This is a genomic window from Burkholderia perseverans (assembly GCF_022870505.1).
Taxonomy (GTDB): Bacteria; Pseudomonadota; Gammaproteobacteria; order Burkholderiales; family Burkholderiaceae; genus Burkholderia; species Burkholderia plantarii.
This window is the reverse complement of record NZ_CP045094.1, coordinates 601924-622909: the sequence shown is the minus strand read 5'-3', so window position 1 is coordinate 622909 and position 20986 is coordinate 601924. Positions and strand designations below refer to the sequence as shown.

17 protein-coding genes are annotated in these 20986 nt (G+C 68.1%); 2 read left to right on the top strand and 15 right to left on the bottom strand.

Annotation, left to right across the window (positions count from 1 at the left end; translation table 11 throughout):
- Positions 1-125 precede the first annotated feature (125 nt).
- From BpN12_RS17380 to BpN12_RS17355, 6 genes are all read right to left on the bottom strand, one after another.
- On the bottom strand, positions 126-851 hold the full coding sequence (locus BpN12_RS17380; protein ID WP_042623862.1) for an amino acid ABC transporter ATP-binding protein: 726 nt from the start codon (positions 849-851) through the stop codon (positions 126-128).
- Complete coding sequence (gene gltK / locus BpN12_RS17375) at positions 848-1525, bottom strand: glutamate/aspartate ABC transporter permease GltK (protein ID WP_246796734.1); 678 nt, start codon at positions 1523-1525, stop codon at positions 848-850. The genes BpN12_RS17380 and gltK overlap by 4 nt, the downstream gene beginning before the upstream one ends.
- Positions 1525-2265 (bottom strand): amino acid ABC transporter permease, encoded by a 741-nt coding sequence (locus BpN12_RS17370; RefSeq protein ID WP_246796733.1) that lies wholly within the window; start codon positions 2263-2265, stop codon positions 1525-1527. The genes gltK and BpN12_RS17370 overlap by 1 nt, the downstream gene beginning before the upstream one ends.
- 93 nt (positions 2266-2358) lie before the next feature.
- The gene (locus BpN12_RS17365) at positions 2359-3252 is read right to left on the bottom strand and encodes a glutamate/aspartate ABC transporter substrate-binding protein (RefSeq protein WP_246796732.1); all 894 of its coding nucleotides are present in this window, start codon (positions 3250-3252) and stop codon (positions 2359-2361) included.
- A gap of 247 nt (positions 3253-3499) precedes the next feature.
- Entirely contained in the window at positions 3500-4804 is a 1305-nt protein-coding gene (locus BpN12_RS17360) for a Glu/Leu/Phe/Val family dehydrogenase (protein WP_246796731.1), read from the bottom strand.
- 351 nt (positions 4805-5155) lie between these two features.
- Complete coding sequence (locus BpN12_RS17355; RefSeq protein WP_246796730.1) at positions 5156-6112, bottom strand: LysR family transcriptional regulator; 957 nt, start codon at positions 6110-6112, stop codon at positions 5156-5158.
- A 195-nt stretch (positions 6113-6307) separates the two neighbouring features.
- Between BpN12_RS17355 and purB the strand changes: the two genes are divergently transcribed.
- Positions 6308-7696 (top strand): adenylosuccinate lyase, encoded by a 1389-nt coding sequence (gene purB / locus BpN12_RS17350; protein ID WP_246796728.1) that lies wholly within the window; start codon positions 6308-6310, stop codon positions 7694-7696.
- A gap of 139 nt (positions 7697-7835) precedes the next feature.
- Here purB and BpN12_RS17345 read toward each other — a convergent pair whose 3' ends face one another.
- The 4 genes from BpN12_RS17345 to edd form a co-directional block, all read right to left on the bottom strand.
- Entirely contained in the window at positions 7836-8339 is a 504-nt protein-coding gene (locus BpN12_RS17345; protein ID WP_246796727.1) for a gluconokinase, read from the bottom strand.
- A 17-nt stretch (positions 8340-8356) separates the two neighbouring features.
- The gene (locus BpN12_RS17340) at positions 8357-9721 is read right to left on the bottom strand and encodes a GntP family permease (RefSeq protein WP_246796726.1); all 1365 of its coding nucleotides are present in this window, start codon (positions 9719-9721) and stop codon (positions 8357-8359) included.
- Between the two features lie 682 nt (positions 9722-10403).
- Positions 10404-11030 (bottom strand): bifunctional 4-hydroxy-2-oxoglutarate aldolase/2-dehydro-3-deoxy-phosphogluconate aldolase, encoded by a 627-nt coding sequence (gene eda, locus BpN12_RS17335; protein ID WP_042623854.1) that lies wholly within the window; start codon positions 11028-11030, stop codon positions 10404-10406.
- Between the two features lie 107 nt (positions 11031-11137).
- A complete protein-coding gene (edd, locus tag BpN12_RS17330) occupies positions 11138-13021 on the bottom strand; it encodes a phosphogluconate dehydratase (protein WP_246796725.1) in 1884 nt (627 codons plus the stop codon).
- 288 nt (positions 13022-13309) lie between these two features.
- Here edd and BpN12_RS17325 point away from each other — a divergent pair, with 288 nt between their 5' ends.
- Positions 13310-14206 carry a MurR/RpiR family transcriptional regulator gene (locus BpN12_RS17325; protein ID WP_246796724.1) on the top strand — a complete coding sequence of 299 codons (897 nt, stop codon included), beginning with the start codon at positions 13310-13312 and terminating at the stop codon, positions 14204-14206.
- Positions 14207-14400: 194 nt separating this feature from the next.
- On the opposite strand, the gene BpN12_RS17320 is transcribed toward BpN12_RS17325, so the two are convergent.
- From BpN12_RS17320 to leuS, 5 genes are all read right to left on the bottom strand, one after another.
- Positions 14401-14823, bottom strand: a complete 423-nt coding sequence (locus BpN12_RS17320) for a CopD family protein (RefSeq protein ID WP_246796723.1) — start codon at positions 14821-14823, stop codon at positions 14401-14403.
- A 73-nt stretch (positions 14824-14896) separates the two neighbouring features.
- Positions 14897-16168, bottom strand: a complete 1272-nt coding sequence (locus tag BpN12_RS17315; protein ID WP_246796722.1) for a glutamate-5-semialdehyde dehydrogenase — start codon at positions 16166-16168, stop codon at positions 14897-14899.
- A gap of 205 nt (positions 16169-16373) precedes the next feature.
- Positions 16374-17537, bottom strand: a complete 1164-nt coding sequence (holA, locus tag BpN12_RS17310) for a DNA polymerase III subunit delta (RefSeq protein WP_246796721.1) — start codon at positions 17535-17537, stop codon at positions 16374-16376.
- A 53-nt stretch (positions 17538-17590) separates the two neighbouring features.
- Positions 17591-18142: an LPS-assembly lipoprotein LptE gene (locus BpN12_RS17305; RefSeq protein WP_246796719.1), complete on the bottom strand. Its 552-nt coding sequence runs from the start codon at positions 18140-18142 to the stop codon at positions 17591-17593.
- Positions 18143-18170: 28 nt separating this feature from the next.
- Positions 18171-20765 (bottom strand): leucine--tRNA ligase, encoded by a 2595-nt coding sequence (leuS, locus tag BpN12_RS17300; RefSeq protein WP_246796718.1) that lies wholly within the window; start codon positions 20763-20765, stop codon positions 18171-18173.
- Between the last annotated feature and the right edge of the window lie 221 nt (positions 20766-20986).

Genomic DNA, 20986 nt, shown 5'->3' with positions numbered 1-20986 from the left:
CGATCGGGCCGTCAAGTCCCGTCCTGCTCGTTATGCCGTTCGGTTCCTCAGAAAGAACCTTAACTGAACGGCATTACCGGCAGCGCCGGGCGTTTTTCATGCGGGAACCGCGAACGCGGGCACCCTCAGTGCAGGATCTTCGCGAGGAAGTCCTTCGCGCGATCGGACTTCGGATTCGCGAAGAACTCGTCCTTGCGGTCGTCCTCGACGATCGCCCCCTTGTCCATGAAGATCACGCGATGGGCGACCTTCTTCGCGAAGCCCATCTCGTGCGTCACGCACATCATCGTCATGCCTTCCTGCGCGAGCTCGACCATCACGTCGAGCACCTCGTTGATCATCTCGGGATCGAGCGCCGAGGTCGGCTCGTCGAACAGCATCGCGATCGGGTCCATCGACAGCGCGCGCGCGATCGCCACGCGCTGCTGCTGACCGCCCGAGAGCTGGCCCGGGAACTTGTGCGCGTGCGCCTTGAGGCCGACCCGGTCGAGCAGCTTGAGGCCCTTGTCGTTGGCCTCGTCCTTGCCGCGGCCGAGCACCTTGATCTGCGCGAGCGTCAGGTTTTCCGTGATCGACAGATGCGGGAACAGCTCGAAGTGCTGGAACACCATGCCGACCTTCGAACGCAGCTTCGACAGGTTGGTGCGCTTGTCGCCCACCGACTCGCCGTTCACGAGGATCTCGCCCTTCTGGAACGGCTCGAGGCCGTTCACGGTCTTGATCAGCGTGGACTTGCCCGAACCGGACGGGCCGCACACCACCACCACCTCGCCCTTCTTCACTTCCGTCGTGCAGTCGGCCAGCACCTGGAACTGCCCGTACCACTTCGAGACGTTCTTGATGGAAATCATCTTGTAACCTTTTTCTGAAGACCTTTGACGAGCGCGGATGCCAGTACGCACACGACGAAATAGCAGGCGCCCGCGAACAGGATCATCTCGACGTTGGTGCCGTCGCGGTCGCCGATGTTGGTGGCCGTGCGGAAGAAGTCCGCGAGGCTGATCACGTAGACGAGCGAGGTGTCCTGGAACAGCACGATCGCCTGCGTGAGCAGCAGCGGCACCATCGCGCGAAACGCCTGCGGCAGGATCACGAGGCGCATCGCCTGGCCGTAGCCCATGCCGAGCGCGAACGCCGCGTTGACCTGCCCGCGCGGCACCGCCTGGATCCCCGCGCGAATGATCTCCGAATAATACGCGGCCTCGAACAGCGAGAACGCGATCATCGCCGAGGCGAGCCGGATGTCGATGGTCGGCGACAGCCCGAGCACGCCCTGCAGCAGCTGCGGCACGATCAGGAAGAACCACAGCAGCACCATCACCAGCGGGATCGAACGGAACACCGTCACGTAGAGCCGCGCGAACCACTGCAGCGCGGTGACGCCCGACAGCCGCATCAGCGCGAGCAGCGTGCCCCACACGATGCCGACCACGATCGCGAGCACGGTGATCTCGAGCGTGACGATCGCGCCCGTCCACAGCGCCGGCAGCGCGCCGGGAATTCCACTCCAGTCGAAGTCGTGCATCACTTGCCTCCGATGTAGCCGGGCAGCCGCGTCCTGGACTCGATCCAGCGCATCAGGGCCATCACGACGAGGTTGATGATCACGTAGGCAAGCGTGACGGCGATGAACGATTCATAGGTCTGCGCGGTGTAGTCGACCAGCTGGCGCGCCTGCGCCGACAGGTCGAGCAGGCCGATGGTCGAGGCCACCGCCGAGTTCTTGAAAATGTTCAGGAACTCGGAGGTGAGCGGCGGCACGATGATCCGGTACGCCACCGGCAGCAGCACGAAGCGGTAGGTCTGCCATTCGGTGAAGCCCACCGCCAGCCCGGCCGCGCGCTGGCCCTTCGGCAGCGCGGCGATGCCCGAGCGCACCTGCTCGCAGACGCGCGCGCCGGTGAAGAGGCCCAGGCACACCACCGAGGCGGTGAAGAACTGCGTGCCCGGCGGCAGCTGCTTGATCCAGGTGCCGATCGCGGGCGGCAGCAGTTCGGGCACCACCAGATACCAGATGAAGAACTGCACGATCAGCGGGATGTTGCGGAAGATCGACACGTAGAGCGTGCCGAGCGCGGACAGCCAGCGGTTGGGGACGGTGCGCAGCACGCCGAACAGCGAGCCGACGATGAGCGCGATCACCCAGGCCACGAGCGAGACCTTGATGGTCACCCAGAAGCCCGACAGCAGCCAGCCAAGGTAGGTGGTCGGCTCGCCCGTCGAAACGGGGCTCAGGAAGATTCCCCAGTTCCAGTGGTAAGACATGATGGACAGGACTCCAGCATCCGGCAAAAAGAAACGGAAGAAGCGCGAAGCCTCTTCCGTTGCATCAGAGCGTCAAACGGAACGCCGGGCGACTCAGTCGAGCGCCTTGTCGTTCGGGTTCGCGTAGAGCTTCTTCATCGAGTCCGACAGCGGGAAGTTCAGGTTCAGCCCCTTCGGCGGGATCGGGTTCTCGAACCACTTCGTGTAGAGCTTGGCTGCCTCGCCCGACTTCTCGGTCTCGATGATCGCATCGTCGACCACCTTCTTGAAGGCCGGATCGTCCTTGCGCATCATGCAGCCGTAGGCCTCTTCCGATTGCGGCGTCCCGACGATCACCCAGTTGTCGGGCTTCTTCGCCTTGGCGCGTTCGCCGGCCAGCAGCGCGTCGTCCATCATGAACGCAACCGCGCGGCCCGTCTCGAGCGTCTGGAACGACTCGCCGTGGTCCTTCGCGCTGATGATGCTCATGCCCATCTGCTTGTCGTTGTTCATCGCGCGCAGCAGGCGCTCGGAGGTGGTGCCCGCCGTCGTCACGACGGTCTTGCCCTTGAGGTCGGCGAAATCCTTGATGCCCGAATCCTTCGAGGTCATCAGGCGCGTGCCGATCACGAAATAGGTGGTCGAGAAGGCGGCCTGCTTCTGGCGGTCGAGATTGTTGGTGGTCGAGCCGCATTCGATGTCCACGGTGCCGTTCTGCACCAGCGGAATCCGGTTCTGCGACGTGACCGGGATGTTCTTGGTCTGCAGGTTCGGCAGGTTCAGCTTCTTCTTCACGGCGTCGACGATGCGCATCTGGAAGTCGCGCGCGTAGCCGATCACCTGCTGGTTCTGGTCATAGTAGGAAAACGGAATCGACGACTCGCGGTGACCGAGCGCGATCACGCCGGTGTCCTTGATCTTCTTGAGGGTCCCCGTCTCCTGCGCGATGGCACCGCCGGCGAAGGTGGCGAGGGCAGCGGCGAGCAGCAGCGCTTGTTTGATTTTCATCTGGCATCTCCTTGGGCTAACGTCAGGCAGTCTAACAAAGTAACTCTAATGAAAGAAATTGTTGTCGGGCGCATTTTGTTTTGATTGTTCACAGTTCACGTGTCACGCCTGACGTGCCATCCCAAACGGGTCCAGATGCGAAAAACGGGCGATACCGGATCCGGTATCGCCCGCGAGGGGTGGCGGCACGGCGGGGTGAGCCGCGCCGCCGGGTCGACCGGCGGCAAGCCGCCGGTCCAGGGGGTGATCAGGGGTAGAGGCCGCGCATTTCGCGCGCCATCAGGATCCGCTTGCAGGCCACGATGAACGCGGCCGTGCGCACCGACACGTTGTGCTCCTGCGCGACCGACCAGACGCCGGCGAACGCCTCGCGCATGATGCGCTCGAGCCGCTGGTTGATCTCGTCCTCGGTCCAGAAGAAGCTCGAGAAATCCTGCACCCATTCGAAGTACGAGACGGTCACGCCGCCCGCGTTGGCGATCACGTCGGGGATCACCAGCACGCCGTTGGCCGCGAGGATGTCGTCGGCCGCCGTGGTGGTCGGGCCGTTCGCGCCTTCGACGACGATCTTCGTGCGGATCTTGCCGGCGTTCTTCTCGGTGATCTGGTTCTCGAGCGCGGCCGGGATCAGGATCTCGGTCTCGACGGTCCAGAACTCGTCGTTCGCCATCGGCTCGGCGCCCTCGAAGCCCGCCACGCCACCGGTGCGCGCGACGTGGTCGAGCAGCTTCACGGCGTCCACGCCGGCCGGCTGGTAGATCGTGCCGGTGTGATCCTGCACGGCGACGACCTTCGCGCCCGCTTCCTGGAACAGCCTGCCGGCGATCCCGCCGACGTTGCCGAAGCCCTGCACCGCGATGCGCGCGCCCTGGATCTCGACGCCCTTCTTCTGGGCCGCCTCGCAGCCCACCACGAACACGCCGCGGCCGGTCGCCTCGCGGCGGCCGAGCGAGCCGCCGAGCGTGATCGGCTTGCCGGTCACGACGCCGGTGGCCGTCTGGCCCTGGTTCATCGAGTAGGTGTCCATCATCCACGCCATCACCTGTTCGTTGGTGTTGACGTCCGGCGCCGGGATATCGGTGTTCGGCCCGATGATGATGCCGATCTCGCTCGTGTAGCGGCGCGTCATGCGCTCGAGTTCGCCGCGCGAGAGCTTGCGCGGATCGACGCGGATGCCGCCCTTCGCGCCGCCATACGGCACGTTGACGGCCGCGTTCTTGACCGACATCCAGGCCGACAGCGCCATCACTTCCGAGAGCGTGACGTCCTGGTGGTAGCGCACGCCGCCCTTGCCCGGGCCGCGCGAGACGTTGTGCTGCACGCGGTAGCCCTCGAAGTGGGCCACGGTGCCGTTATCGAGCTCGATCGGCACGTCGACCACGAGGATGCGCTTCGGGCGCTTCAGCGTTTCGAGCCAGCGCGACAGCGAGCCGAGATACGGCGCGACGCGGTCGACCTGCTGCAGGTAGTTGCCCCATGGGCCCAACGCTTCCGCGTTCAGGTAGGACGGAATGGACTGCGCGGCGGGCGAGGACTGCGGTTGCGAAGACATGGATTCTCCAACGGTCAGCGAATGACGCACATTGTCGAAAATCGGGTTTTCGAAATCCAATGCCGTTTGTTTATTCGATTATGCGTTTCGTGCATGATCGCGCTACTGCCGGACAACCGGCGGGTTCCGACCATGAACGGCAGCAATCCCCATGCCTTCGGGAAGCGGCGTCGGGCGCGCCGTGGAATGCGGTAACAAGGCGTGGCCGGCGTAGCCGCAGCGGGCGCCGGGGCTTGTCCGGCAAGGCTGGCGGGCGGGCTGTGTCAACCTGGGAGGCACGCCGCAGCGCGCCGATTGACCCCGCACGCGTGTCGGCTATCCGGCTATCCGGCTATCCGCGCCGACGGCGTCTCAGCGCGCGCGCTGCGCCAGTTCCTCGACGACGGCGTCCCACAGCGCGCGCACCAGCGTCTGGCGTGCCTCGTCGCCCTGCACGGCGAGCTTGTCGCGGTAGAGCCGGATCTCCATCGTCAGCGTGAACGGCTGCGCGCCACCCGCGCGCGCGGGCCGGTCGAGGCGGACCAGCTCACCGCGCGCCACCGCATCCTCGACCGCGCTGTGCGGCAGAAACGCGACGCCGTGGCCGGCCAGCGCCATCGCCTTGAGCCCCTCGGCCATGTCGGTCTCGTAGATCCGGTCCAGGTGCAGCGGCTCGCGCGCGTTGGCGATGATCACCTCGGTCATGCGGCCCAGGTACGCGTTCGGCGTGTAGGACAGGTAGGGCACGGGCGCGTCGGCGCCGCCCGGCAGCGTGTAGCGCGGCCGTCCGGCGCGCAGCGGCGCCGAGAACGGGCTGATCGGCTCCATGCCGAGCGTCAGCATGTCGTAGCGCGAGGGGTCGAGCGCCACCGGATGGCTCGGATGATGGTAGCCCATCACCAGATCGCAGCCGCCCTCGACGAGCGAGAGCACCGCGTCGTGCACGTTCAGCGCGCGCAGCCGCGTATGCACGGGGCCGAGCTTGGCCTCGATGCGCTGCAGCCAGAACGGGAAATAGGTCAGCGAGAGCGTGTGCGGCACCGCGAACTCGATGGTCGGCACCGGCGCCGCCGCGTGGCCGCGCAGCACCGTGCGCGCCTCGTGCGCCTGCGAGAGCATGGTCAGCGCCTGTTCGAGAAACACCTGGCCGGCCTGCGTGAGCCGCGTCGGGTAGACGGAGCGGTCGATCAGCTCGGTGCCGAGCCAGGCCTCGAGCGCCTGGATCCGCCGCGAGAACGCCGGCTGCGAGACGTGCCGCGATTCGGCCGAACGGCTGAAGCTGCGCGTCTCCGCGAGCGAGACGAAGTCTTCGAGCCATTTCAGTTCCATGCGGACCCTTGCTGCGCGGCGATTGTGGAGCCCGCATTGTAGCCGCGCACCGGCGCCGGGCGGCACGGCGGCTCACGCTCGGGCGCCCCACGGTCGGCGCCCCGGCACCGCGCATGGACAGCGCGCCGGAGCCGGCCGCCGCCGATGGTAAAATTCCCGGTTGACTCTCTCCACGCCCGAACCGGCCGCCCCATCATGTCCGACACCCGCCCCGACACCCTTTTCGCCCTCACCGCGCTCTCGCCGCTCGACGGCCGCTACGCGAGCAAGACCGAAGCGCTGCGCGAGTGGCTCTCCGAGGCCGCGTTCATGCGCCACCGCGTGACGGTCGAGGTCCATTGGCTGATCGCGCTGTCGCGCGCCGGCTTCGCCGAAGTGCCGCGCTTCTCGGACGCCTCCGAGCAGTTCCTGCTGCAGCTCGTCGAGCGCTTCACCGCGCACGACGCGGCTCGCATCAAGGACATCGAGCACGTCACGAACCACGATGTGAAGGCCGTCGAATACTGGCTCAAGGAATCGGTGAAGGGCCAGCCGGAACTCGAGGCCGCGAGCGAATTCATCCACTTCGCCTGCACCTCGGAAGACATCAACAACACCTCCCACGGCATGATGCTGGCCGGCGCGCGCGACAAGGTGATCGTGCCGGCGCTGCGCAGCGTGCAGCAGCGGCTCGTCACGCTCGCCCACGCGCTGGCCGACCAGCCGATGCTGTCGCGCACGCACGGCCAGCCGGCCAGCCCGACCACGCTCGGCAAGGAAATCGCCAACGTCGCGGCGCGTCTCGCGCGCGCGATCGAGCGCATCACGAAGGTCGAGCTGCTCGGCAAGATGAACGGCGCGGTCGGCAACTTCAACGCGCACCTGTCGGCCTACCCGACGTTCGACTGGGAAGCGTTCTCGAAGGACGTGGTCGAGAACCGCCTGAAGCTCGCCTTCAATCCGTACACGATCCAGATCGAGCCGCACGACTACATGGCCGAGCTGTTCGACGCCGTGGCGCGCGCCAACACGATCCTGCTCGACCTCGACCGCGACGTCTGGGGCTACATCGCGCTCGGCTACTTCAAGCAGAAGACCAAGGCCGGCGAGATCGGCTCGTCGACCATGCCGCACAAGGTCAACCCGATCGACTTCGAGAACTCGGAAGGCAACCTCGGCCTGGCCAACGCCACGCTGCGCCACCTCTCCGAGAAGCTGCCGGTGTCGCGCTGGCAGCGCGACCTGACCGACTCCACGGTGCTGCGCAACATCGGCGTGGCGTTCGGCTACTCGCTGCTCGCCTACGAATCGCTCACGCGCGGGCTCGACAAGCTCGAGGTAAACCCGTCGCGCCTGAACGAGGATCTCGACAACTGCTGGGAAGTGCTGGCCGAGCCGGTGCAGACCGTGATGCGCCGCTACGGCATCGAGAACCCCTACGAACAGCTGAAGGAACTGACGCGCGGCAAGGGCATCACGCGCGAGGCGCTGCAGCAGTTCGTGGGCGGCCTCGCGATCCCGCAGGACGCGAAGGAGCTGCTGCTCGCGATGACGCCGGCCTCGTACATCGGCAAGGCGGTCGAACTCGCGAAGCGGATCGCGTAACGCATGACGTATGCATGACGGCGTGCCGCTGCGCGGCGCGCAAAACGAAGGCGCCCGGGGCATTCGCCGCCGGGCGCCTTTTTTCATGGCGCGGGCCGTGCGCCGGCAGCGCCGGCCCGCGTCGATCGCAATCAGGCCGTCAGGCCTGCGAGGCGAGGCCAAGCTTCTTCAGCACCTCGTCGACCATCTGCTCGGGCGTCTGCTCGATGCTGACCTCGACCGCCTCGTCGTCGCCCGGCACCTCGAGCGTGTCGAGCTGGCTCTGCAGCAGCGACGGATCGAAGAAGTGGCCGGTGCGCGTCTTGAGCCGCTCGCTCAGCACGTCCATCGTGCCTTGCAGGTAGACGAAGCGCACGTCGGCGTCGCCGCCGCGCAGCACGTCGCGATACGAGCGCTTCAGCGACGAGCAGGTGAACACCGCCGTCTCGCCCGCGCGCTGCTTCGCCTCGATCGCCGCGCGGATCGACTTCAGCCACGGCCAGCGGTCGTCGTCGGTGAGCGGAATCCCGTGATGCATCTTTTCCTTGTTGGCGGCGCTGTGGAACGCGTCGCCATCGGTGAACGTGCATCCGAGGCGCTCCGCCAGCAGTTCGCCGATGCGCGTCTTGCCGGCGCCCGAGACGCCCATTGCGATCAAAATCATTGACTACCCCTTGCTTGTTACAGAACGGTGGCGAGCACCATCGTGAACGCGAGCCCGAGCAGCGAGATCAGCGTCTCGAGCGCCGTCCAGGTCTTGAAGGTCTGGCCGACCGTCATCCCGAAGTATTCCTTGATCAGCCAGAATCCGCCGTCGTTCACGTGTGAAAAGATCAGCGAGCCGGAGCCGGTGGCCAGCACCAGCAGCTCGGGCTTGACCGAGCCGCCGGCCGCGGCCGCGATCGGCGCGACGATGCCGCAGGCGGTCGTCATCGCGACCGTCGCCGAGCCCGTCGCGAGCCGGATCAGCGCGGCGGCGAACCAGCCGAGCAGCAGCGGCGACAGGTGCGCCTGGGTGGCCGTGGCGACGATCTGCTGCGAGATGCCGCTGTCGCGCAGCACGCCGCCGAAGCCGCCGCCCGCGCCGACGATCAGCGTGATGCCGGCGATCGGCGCGAGACACTCGCCGCAGAACTTCTGGATCTGCTCGCGGTTGAAGCCCTGCTTCGCGCCGAAGGTCCAGAAGCTGACCAGCACCGCGATCAGCAGCGCGACGTCGGAGGTGCCGGCGAAGCGCAGCAGGTTGTTCGGCAGCGTCTTCGGCGCGAACAGCAGGTCGGCCCAGCTGCCGATCAGCATCAGCACCACCGGCAGCAGGATCGTGAACAGCGTGATGCCGAAGCCCGGCAGCTCGCGGTCGTGGCGCGCCGGGTCGCCCGAATCGACGAACTGCGAGGCGAGCGGGTTGTTCTCCGGCAGCTTCACGTACTTGTGGATCACCAGCGCGAACAGCGGCCCGGCGATGATCGCGGTCGGAATGCCGACGATCAGGCCGTAGGCGATCGTCTTGCCGATGTCCGCGCCGAACGCCTGCACGGCCAGCAGCGCGGCCGGGTGCGGCGGGATCAGGCCATGCACGACGGACAGGCCCGCCACCATCGGCAGGCCGATCAGCAGCAGCGACTTGCCGGTGCGCTTGGCGACGTTGAACGCGATCGGGATCAGCAGCACGAAGCCGACCTCGAAGAACACCGGCAGGCCGATGATCATCGCGACGAACAGCATCGCCCAATGGATGTTCTTCTCGCCGAACCAGCCGATCATGGTGGTGGCGATGCGTTCCGCGCCGCCCGACTCGGCCATCATCTTGCCGAGCATCGTGCCGAGGCCGACCACGATCGCGATATGGCCGAGCGTGTTGCCGTTGCCGGTCTCGAACGACTTGACGATCTTGTCCATCGGCATGCCGACCACGAGGCCGAGGCCGAGCGAGACGATGATCAGCACGAGGAACGGATAAATCTTGTAGCGCGCGATCAGCACGATCAGCAACACGATCGCGATCAGCGCGCACACCAGCAGCATGCTGCCCTGTACTGCCCCCATGGACTCCTCCTCCTTCGATTGTTGGAACCGGGCCGGCGAGCCTGCGGTGCCCGGTATTCTCTGATGTCCCGCGCGGCGCCACGAGGCGCGCCCGACGGGACGCTGAATTCTACTTTCGTTTCGCCATGCGCGATAGAACCGGTTCCATTCGCACAAACCCCTAGCAATCGGCGGCAAGTCTGACGAATCGTGCGGGTGCGCCGGCTGGCGCGCACGCGCGCAGGTCACTATAGGGGAGACGGGGAAAATGCGCCGCGAGCGACGTCAGCGGCACGGCGGGTGCGCGGCTGCGTCACGTGGATATGGCCGCATGCGGAGGGACGCGAAGCCGGTGGTGGCGGCGGCAGCCGACGGCAGGCCGCCCGATGCGGGATGCCGGCGGCGCCGTGTATAGCCGGGCTTCGGGCCGGGAGCGCGGCGAGGGCCGGCCGCCGCTTCGACTCCGACCCGGCAGCCGCGGCGCGCGTTGCCGGCGGATGCGGACGCAACCATCGATCCCGCCGGACTGCATCGGCAAGAGAATCGGCATCGACATCAGCCGGCCAACGGGCCGCGCCTAGCGGCGCCCGGCCCGCGCGCCGGCTTGGGCACGCTGCATCGCCAAGCGGTTCGGCCCGCCGACCTGGCGACGATTCGAGCCAATCCAGCGAGCTAACTCAGCCGACCCACCCGGCGCATCCACTCAGCGAACCAGCTGGCTCGCGGCCTGCGCGAGCCGCGTGACCTCGGCCCAGTCCTGCGCCGCGAGCGCGGCCTTCGGCGTCAGCCACGAGCCGCCCACGCAGACCACGTTCGGCTGCTTGAGGAAATCGGGCGCCGTCTGCGCGCTGATGCCGCCCGTGGGGCAGAACTTCAGCGTCGGGAACGGGCCGTGGAACGCCTGCAGCATCGGGATGCCGCCCGCCTGCTGCGCCGGGAAGAACTTCACCACCTCGTAGCCGAGTTCGAGCGCCGTGATGATGTCGGTCGGCGTCATCACACCGGGCAACAGCGGCAGGCCGGCGTCGAGCGATGCCTGGTGCATGGCCTTCGTGAGGCCCGGCGACACGCCGAACTGCGCGCCGGCCTTCTTCGCGAGCGCGCAGTGCTCGGGCTTCGTGATCGTGCCGACGCCGACCACGATGTCGTCGGCGAGCTGGCTCGCGCGCTCGATCGCCTTCAGGCCCGCCTCGGTGCGCAGCGTGATTTCCAGCACCTTCACGCCGCCCGCGTGCAGCGCGCGCGACACGTGCTCGCCCTGCTCGACCGTCTCGAACGCGAGCACCGGAATCACCGGGCCGAGTTTCACGATGTCGTGGATCGTCTTCATCTGCTGCTTCTCCTGTGATTCGATGCGTGGGCCGGGCCGGCTCCGGCGGATTCGCCGCGCGGCGCCTCCGGCCCGATTCGGTTCAATGCCATTCAGCCTGATGCGGCTCAGTGCGCGATCGTCGCGCCGGCGTGCGCGGCCTGCGCACCCTGCACGGTCTCGCCGACCAGCGCGCCGAACACCGAGGCGCCCGCCTCGGCCGGCATCGCTGCCGCGCGGAACACGCCGAACAGCTCGCGGCCGAAGCCGACCTCGTTGTCGGCCTGGTGCGCAGGGCGCGCCAGCTCGCGCGCGGCCCATTCGTTCGCGTCGACCTCGACGTCGAGCACGCCGGCCTGCGCGTCGATCACGATCGTGTCGCCGCTGCGCACCTTCGCGAGCGGCCCGTCGAGCAGCGCTTCCGGCGAGACGTGGATCACCGCCGGCACCTTGCCCGAAGCGCCCGACATGCGGCCGTCGGTGACCAGCGCGACATGGAAACCCTGATCCTGCAGCACGCCGAGCAGCGGCGTCAAACGGTGCAGCTCGGGCATGCCGTTGGCGCGCGCGCCCTGGAACCGCACCACGGCGACGAAGTCGCGCTTCAGCTCGCCCGCGTCGAACGCGGCCTGCACCGCTTCCTGCGAATCGAACACGATGGCCGGCGCCACCACCTTGCGGTGCTCCGGCGCGACCGCCGAGATCTTGATCACGCCGCGGCCGAGACGCCCCTGCATCAGGCGCAGGCCGCCGTCCGGCGCGAACGGCTCGGCGATCGGGCGCAGCACCTTCGGATCCTGGCTTTCGGCCACGCCCGGCACCCATTCGAGCTTGCCGTCGACGAGCTTCGGCTCGTGCGTGTAGTGCGACAGGCCGCGGCCCGCCACCGTCGTCACGTCCTCGTGCAGCAGGCCGCCTTCCAGCAGGTTGCGCACCAGGAACGCCACGCCGCCCGCCGCGTGGAAGTGGTTCACGTCGGCCTTGCCGTTCGGATAGATCTTCGCGAGCAGCGGCACGATCGCCGACAGCGCGTCGAAGTCGTCCCAGTCGATCAGGATCCCGGCCGCGCGCGCGATCGCGACGAGGTGCATGGTGTGATTGGTCGAGCCGCCGGTGGCGAGCAGCGCGACGATGCCGTTGATCACGGCCTTCTCGTCCACCACGTGGCCGATCGGCGTATAGCTGCCGCGCTCGACCGTCAGGTCGAGCACGCGGCGCGCCGCGGCGGCCGTCAGCGCGTCGCGCAGCGGCGTGTGCGGATGCACGAACGCCGAGCCCGGCAGGTGCAGGCCCATCACTTCCATCAGCATCTGGTTGCTGTTCGCGGTGCCGTAGAACGTGCAGGTGCCGTGGCCGTGATAGGCGGCCGACTCGGCCTCGAGCAGCGCGTCGCGGCCAACCTGGCCGGTGGCGAACTGCTGGCGGATCTTCGCCTTGTCGTCGTTCGACAGGCCGCTCGTCATCGGGCCGGCCGGCACGAAGATGGTCGGCAGATGGCCGAACTGCAGCGTGCCGATCAAGAGGCCCGGCACGATCTTGTCGCAGATGCCGAGGCAGAGCGCGGCGTCGAACATGTTGTGGGTCAGCGCGATCGCCGTGCTCATCGCGATCGTCTCGCGCGAGAACAGCGACAGCTCCATGCCCGGGTTGCCCTGCGTGACGCCGTCGCACATCGCCGGCACGCCGCCCGCGAATTGCGCCACGCCGCCGTTCTCGCGCGCGGCCGCCTTGATGATGTCGGGATACGAGACATAGGGCGCGTGCGCCGACAGCATCTCGTTGTACGACGAGACGATGCCGATGTTCGGCTCGCGGATCGACTTGATCACGAACTTGTCGTTGCCTTCGAGGCCGGCGAAACCGTGCGCGAGGTTCGCGCACGACAGCGCGCCGCGTGCCGGGAAGCGGCCCTGCGCGGCGGCGATGCGGTCGAGATAGGCGGTGCGGGTCGGACGGCTGCGCGCGATCACGCGCTCGGTCACGTTCACGAGAGTGGGATGCGGCGAGGCCATGCTGGGCGGCTCCTCTGATGCCGGGCGGTGCCGGCGGCTGGAATCGTGGGGCTGGCCGGCTGGCCGACCAAACGCGGCAAAGTCTAGTAGAAAAACTACATATTCGCAATCCTGCGGCGCAGCATCCCTGAGGGCATCATCTGCATGAAGCTTGCTACGCCGGCCTAATCGATCAGTAAAAACCCTGATGTCGAATATTCGAATAGGTATTTCTCCTGGAAATTTCTTGTAGTTTTTCTACAATACCCTCGCAAGTCTACAATCCGTCATTTCCGAAACGAGCCGCCGATGCTGCCCCGAATCGAAGCGCTGCGCGCCCAGCTGCGCCCTTCCGAGCGCAAGCTTGCCGACCACGTGCTGGCCGCGCCGCGCGAGATCCTCGACCTGTCGATGACCGACCTCGCCGCGCGCGCCGGCGTAAGCCAGCCCACCATCGCGCGGTTCTGCCACGCGCTCGGCTGCAGCGGCTTCCGCGAGTTCAAGATCCGGCTCGCGCAGAGCGTGGCGCCGGGCGTGCCGTCGGTCTATCGCGACGTCGAGCCCGACGAACCCGCGCCCGGCATCATCGGCAAGGTGTTCGACCGCACCATCGGCGCGCTGATCGAGGTACGCAACAGCCTGTCGGCCGGCAGCGTGGCCGAGGCCATCGCGCTGCTCGCGCGCGCCTCGCGCATCGAGTTCTACGGCGCGGGCGGCTCCGGCATCGCGGCGCAGGACATCCAGCACAAGTTCTTCCGGCTCGGCGTGCCGAGCGTGGCCTACTCCGACCCGCACACGTTCAGCATGTCGGCCGCGCTGCTCGGCGCGCAGGACGTGGTGGTGGCGATCTCGAACACGGGGCGCACGCGCGACATCGTCGATGCCGCGAAATCGGCGCTCGCCTGCGGCGCGAAGGTGGTGTCGATCACGCACAGCCACTCGCCGCTCGCGCAGCTGGCCTCGGTCAGCCTCGCCTCGAACATCGCCGAGGAGACCGACGTGTTCTCGCCGATGACCTCGCGCATGTCGCATCTGGCGATCGGCGACATCCTCGCGGTCGGCGTCGCGCTGCAGCGCGGGCCGGAACTCGTCGACCGGCTCGGCCGCGCGAAGGCCGCGATCACGCGGCGGCGCATCGAGCCGGACGGCAAGGCCGTCGAGCGCAAGGGCGCGCGCGACGAGAAGGGAGCGCAAACGCAGACGTGAGCGGCCGGTGGGCGTGAGAGCCGCGGTGCGTGAGGAAAGATGCGGACAGCAATGAAGGTGGCGCGGCCAAGGCCGCCTGGGTCCGCGCCGTCATTCAGCGCGAGGCGCGTGAGAGGCGCGCAGGCAATCCGGCGCGAACCTCGAATCAGCAAATCAACGAATCGTTGGCATCGCGCAGTTGCGCGAAACTCGCCTCAGAACGGCTTGATCACGGCCAGCGCGACGGCGCCGAGCATGCCCAGCACCGGCAGTTCGTTGAAGAAACGATACCAGCGATCGGAGCGGCGGTTCTCGCCGCGCTCGAACACGCGCAGCAGATGTCCGCAATAGACGTGATAGACGATCAGCAGCACGACGATCGTCAGCTTCGCGTGAATCCACCCCTGCCCCTGCCCGACCCCGGCGACGAGCCAGAGCCAGAGCCCGCAGGCGAGCGCCGGCACGGCGATGAAGCTCATGAAGCGGAACAGCTTGCGCGCCATCGCGAGCAGCCGGCGTACCGCGCCGGGATCGCTCTCCATCGCGAGGTTCACGTAGATGCGCGGCAGGTAGAACAGCCCCGCGAACCACGCGGCGATCAGCACGATGTGGAAGGTCTTGACCCAGAGATACGTCATCGAATGGTCCGTCCGTCGGTGGCCGGATCGCGCCGGCCCGTCGTCGCGGCAGCCGGCAGCGGCCGCCGCGTGCTCATTGCCGCCCCTCGCCGTGCCCGAGCACGACGTACTTCAGCGAGGTCAGCCCCTCGAGCCCGACCGGCCCGCGCGCGTGCAGCTTGTCGTTCGAGATGCCGATCTCGGCGCCGAGGCCGTATTCGAAGCCGTCCGCGAAGCGCGTCGAGGCGTTCACCATCACGCTGGCCGAATCGACCTCGCGCAGGAAGCGCATGGCGCGGTCGTGGTCCTCGGTGACGATCGCGTCGGTGTGCGCCGAGCCATACGCGTTGATGTGCTCGATCGCGGCGTCGATCCCGTCCACCAGCTTGATCGCGAGCACCGGCGCCAGATACTCGGTGCGCCAGTCCTCCTCGGTCGCGTCCACCAGCGGGCCGACCCCGGCCGCCGCGAGCACCGCCTTCGCGGCCGCGTCCACGCGCAGCTCGACCGACTTGTCGTGATAGAGGCGCCCCAGCTGCGGCAGCACCGCCGGCGCGATGCCGCGCGCGACGAGCAGCGTTTCCATGGTGTTGCAGGTGCCGTAGCGATGGGTCTTGGCGTTGTCGCAGACGGTCAGCGCCTTCGCCAGGTCGGCGCGATCGTCGACGTACACATGGCAGATCCCGTCGAGATGCTTGATCATCGGCACGCGCGCCTCCTCGATCAGCCGCGCGATCAGGCTCTTGCCGCCACGCGGCACGATCACGTCGACGTATTCGGTCATCGTGATCAGCTTGCCGACGGCGGCGCGATCGGCGGTCTCGACCACCTGCACGGCGTCGGCCGGCAGCCCCGCCGCCGCGAGCCCCTCGCCGATCAGCCGCGCCAGCGCGGTGTTCGATTCGAGCGCCTCGGAGCCGCCGCGCAGGATCGTCGCGTTGCCGGACTTCAGGCACAGCGCCGCCGCGTCGATCGTCACGTTCGGCCGCGATTCGTAGATGATGCCAATCACGCCGAGCGGCACGCGCATCTGGCCGACCTGGATGCCGCTCGGGCGGAACTTCAGGTTCGAGATCTCGCCGATCGGATCGGCCAGCGCCGCGACCTGCCGCAGGCCGTCCACCATCGTCTTCAGCGCCTTGTCCGACAGCGTCAGGCGGTCGACGAACGCGGCGTCCTGGCCCTTCGCGCGCGCGCGCTCGACGTCGCGCGCGTTGGCGGCCTTGAGCGCGGCGGCCTCGCGTTCGATCGCGGTCGCGATCGCGGCGAGCGCGGCGTTCTTCGCCGCCGTGTCGGCCCGCGCGATCGCGCGCGAGGCCTGTCGCGCGCGGCGGCCGACGTCGGTCATGTACTGGTCGATATCCATCGTGAAACCCGAATCCGGAATGGCGGCCGCGTGGCGCGGCCAGATGCCGTTGGCAATTGCCGCCCGCGCCCGGTCGGGGCGCCGGCGAGTGATCGATTGTATGCGCGCCGTGCCGCGGCCGCTGATGCCGGCGGCTGGCACGGCACAAGCCATGCGGGTCACGTGGGTCACGCAAGCCGCATGGGCCGCGCCGCTCGCGCGGCGCTCAGGCCGGGCGGCGCGGTGTGGCGGCGGCAGCGGCGGCGCGCGCTCCCGCGGGGCCGCGCGCGCCGGCGCCGGAAGCCGGCGCGGCCCGCTGGCCGGCCGGCGAACCCTGCGCGCCGGCGACGGTCATGGCAAGCTGGAACAGCCCGTCCCACGGATCCGGCGGCGGCTCGTCGGCGCGCGGCAGCCCCGGCGCCATGCCGGACAGCCCCTTCACCTGGCGGTCGAGCTTCGCGGCCAGCGCGAGCGCCGTCTCGAGCACCGCCTCCGAGACGCGCGACAGCGCCGGCCCGATCAGCCGCTCGCGCGGCCCCCAGACCCGATTCTCACGGACCAGCACCGCGAGCGGCTTGCCGGCCGCGACGCCGCGCTTGATCCGCAACAGCGTGCGCAGTTCCTCGACCACGGCCCACAGCACCAGCACGAGCGCCTCGCCCTCGCCCTTCAGGCCGTCGATCATGCGCGCGAGCCGGCCCGCGTCGCCCGCCAGCATCGCCTCGTTGAGCTTGAATACGTCGTAGCGCGCGACGTTGAGCACGGCGTCCTGCACCTGGTCGAGCGCGAGCGTGCCGGACGGATAGAGCAGCCCAAGCTTCTGGATCTCCTGGTGCGCGGCCAGCAGGTTGCCCTCGACGCGCTCGGCGATGAACTGCAGCGCGCGCCGCCCGTCCTCGCCGGCGGCCACGCGCTGGCCCTGCGCGGCGAGCCGCTGGCCGATCCAGTTCGGCAGCTGGGCGCGATCGACGGGATCGACCTTCAGCGCCACGCCGCCGTTGCCGAGCGCCGTAAACCACGCCGATTTCTGCGTGGCCGCGTCGAGCCGCGGCAGCGTGACGAGCATCAGCACGTCGGGATTGCCCGCGCCGGCCAGCGTCTTCAGCGCGTCGGCGCCGTCCTTGCCGGGCTTGCCCGACGGGATCCGCAGCTCGATCAGCTGACGCTCGCCGAACAGCGACATCGCCTGGCTCGCGCCGAGCAGCGAGCTCCAGTCGAAGCTGCGCTCGACGGTGAACACCGAACGCTCGGTGAAGCCGCCCGCGCGCGCGGCAGCGCGAATCCGGTCGCACGCCTCCTGCGCGAGCAGCGGCTCGTCGCCGTATACGGTGTAGAGGCCCGCGAGCGTCTTCGCGAGGTGCGCCTCCAGCGCGTCAAGTCGCAATTGCATCGGTTCGCACGCTCAACAGTCGGAAGGAAACGGCGGTCGAAAAGGCCGCGCGCTCACAGCGGCGGCGGCGGCAGCGGCGCGCGCGGCGCGACGCCCGGCACCACGTCGTTCGGCCCCGGCGTCAGCGTATGCACGATCGACAGCCGGCGCGTGAGCTGGTCGACCGCGTCGTTCTGCATGTCCGCGTAGAGGATGTCCGACTCCTGCGCCTTCGCCTGGACGAACTGCGCGTTGTAGGTCATCGCGCGGTTCAGCGAGATCACGCTCGGCGCGATCAGCAGCGCGCCGTCTTTGGTCGTCAGCGTGTAGTTCAACGTGTAGTTGAGCTGGTATTCCTCGACCGTGCCGAACTGGTCGAGCGTCAGCGTGCTCGAGCCGCGCGACTCGCTCACGCGCAGCACTGCGTCGGCCTCGTCGAGCGTCTTGACGATCCTGGTGTCGCTGCCGCCCTCGACGAGGCGCTTCAGGCGCGCCTCGACGAACGGCGGCGCACCCGCGATCAGCAGATGCTTGAACGCGTAGTCCTGCGTACCGCGCAGCTGGAAACCGCACGCGGACAGCAGCAGCGCGCTGCCCATCACCATTACGAACGATCTGCGGATCACCTTGGCTCCTTGCTGGTTCTACTGCGCGTCAGACCACGACGTTGACGAGACGGCCCGGCACGACGATCACCTTCTTCGCCGGCTTGCCCTCGCCGAACTTCGCGAAACTCTCGTCGGCGAGCGCCGCCGCCTCGATCACGTCGCGGCCCGCGTCCTTCGCGACCTTGATCGCGCCGCGCACCTTGCCGTTGATCTGCAGCACGAGTTCGATCTCGGCCTGTTCGAGCGCGGCCTCGTCGACCTTCGGCCAGGGCGCGTCGAGCAGCGTGCCGAATTCGTCGGCATAACCGAGCGCCTGCCACAGCGAGAACGTGATGTGCGGCACCACCGGGTACAGCACGCGCAGCAGCACGCCGTAGGTCTCGCGCAGTACGCCGGCCGGCGCGGCCTTGGCCGCCTCGATCGCGTTGAGCATCTTCATCGCGGCCGACACGACGGTGTTGTACTGCAGGCGCTGGTAGTCGAAATCGGCCTGGCGCAGCACGCCGTAGATCTCGCGGCGCAGCGCCCTGGCGCCTTCGTCGAGCTGCGCGGCATCGAAGCCGGCACGCGCGGCGAGCGCCTCGCGGTTGGCCGCGCCGAACGCCCAGACGCGGCGCAGGAAGCGGCTCGCGCCTTCCACGCCGGCGCCCGACCATTCGAGCTGCTGCTCGGGCGGCGCCGCGAACATCGTGAACAGGCGCGCGGTGTCGGCGCCGTACTGGTCGATCAGCACCTGCGGATCGACGCCGTTGTTCTTCGACTTCGACATCTTCTCGATGCCGCCGAGCACCACCGGCTGGCCGTCGACGTTATGCACGGCGCCGACCGGACGGCCCTTGTCGTCGTGCGTGACGGTCACGTCGGCCGGGTTGTACCAGGTCTTCTTGCCGGCCGCGTCCTCGCGGTAGAACGTCTCGTTGAGCACCATGCCCTGCGTGAGCAGGTTCCTGGCCGGCTCGTCGAACTTCACGAGGCCGAAGTCGCGCATCACCTTGGTCCAGAAGCGCGAATAGAGCAGGTGCAGGATCGCGTGCTCGATGCCGCCGATGTACTGGTCCATCGGCATCCAGTGGTCGGTGCGCGCGTCCACCATGGTGGTAGCGTCGGGCGCCGTGTAGCGCGAGAAGTACCACGACGAATCGACGAAGGTGTCCATCGTGTCGGTTTCGCGCTTCGCGGCGGCGCCGCACTTCGGGCAGGTGCAGTTGACGAACGCCTCGGACTTGGCGAGCGGATTGCCCGAGCCGTCCGGCACGAGATCCTCGGGCAGCACCACCGGCAGGTCGGCCTCGGGCACCGGCACGTCGCCGCACGACGGGCAGTGGATGATCGGGATCGGGGTGCCCCAGTAACGCTGGCGCGACACGCCCCAGTCGCGCAGGCGCCAGGTGACCTGCTTGTCGCCGAAGCCGCCGGCGGCCAGGTCGGCCGCGACCGCGTCGACCGCGGCCTCGTGGCCGAGGCCGTCGTACTTGCCGCTGTTGACGCAGACGCTCTTCGTCTTGTCGCCGTACCACTCCTGCCACGCGTCGGTCGAATAGGTCTCGCCCTCGGCCGCGATCACCTGCCGGATCGGCAGGGCATATTTGACGGCGAACGCGAAGTCGCGCTCGTCGTGCGCCGGCACGCCCATCACGGCGCCTTCGCCATAGCTCATCAGCACGTAGTTGCCGATCCACACCGGCACCGGCTCGCCCGTCAGCGGATGCTTGACGGAGAAGCCGGTGGCCATGCCCTTCTTCTCCATGGTCGCCATGTCGGCCTCGGCCACGCCGCCCTGCTTGCATTCGTCGATGAACGCGAGCAGCTCGGGGCGGCCTTCGGCCAGCCGCGTGGCGAGCGGATGCTCGGCCGCGACCGCGCAGAACGTCACGCCCATGATGGTGTCGGCGCGCGTCGTGAACACGCGCAGCAGCTTCTGCTCGCCGTCGAGTTCATACGGGAAGCCGAAGTTCACGCCGAAGCTCTTGCCGATCCAGTTCTGCTGCATGACCTTGACGCGCTCGGGCCAGCCGAGGCCTTCGAGGTCGTCGAGCAGCTCGTCGGCGTACTGCGTGATGCGCAGGTAGTACATCGGGATCTCGCGCTTCTCGACCACGGCGCCCGAGCGCCAGCCGCGTCCGTCGATCACCTGCTCGTTGGCCAGCACGGTCTGGTCGACCGGATCCCAGTTCACGGTGCCGGTCTTCTTGTAGGCGATGCCCTTCTCGAGCATCTTCAGGAACAGCCACTGGTTCCACTTGTAGTAGTCGGGATCGCAGGTGGCGATCTCGCGCGACCAGTCGATCGCGAGACCCATCGCCTGCATCTGACGCTTCATGTAGGCGATGTTGTCGTAGGTCCACTTCGCGGGCGGCGCGCCGTTGGCCATCGCGGCATTCTCGGCCGGCATCCCGAACGCGTCCCAGCCCATCGGCATCAGCGTGTTGTAGCCGTTCATCCGCAGATAGCGGTACATCACGTCGTTGATCGTGTAGTTGCGCACGTGACCCATGTGCAGCTTGCCGGACGGATACGGCAGCATCGATACGCAATAGAACTTCGGCTTTTGCGAATCTTCCTTCGTCAGGTAGGCATCGGCATCGCGCCAGTCGCGCTGGGCGGCGGCTTCGACGTCGGCGGGTACGTATCGTTCTTGCATGGTGTGGTTCGGCTAGGCTGTCGGCACCGGCGCGGCGCGCGCGGGCTGGAGTGGATCGAAGGTCGCACTCCCCGGATCGCGGGGAAAGGGTCGATTATACCGTCCGCTCAGGCGCGTCAGGCCATCGGGCGCGGCGCGCGGTCGTGGCGGCCCGAGCGGCGGCGGGACGGCTTGGGCAGGACGTGGCGGGAGCCGGCGGGGACAAGCCGATGAAAGACGCG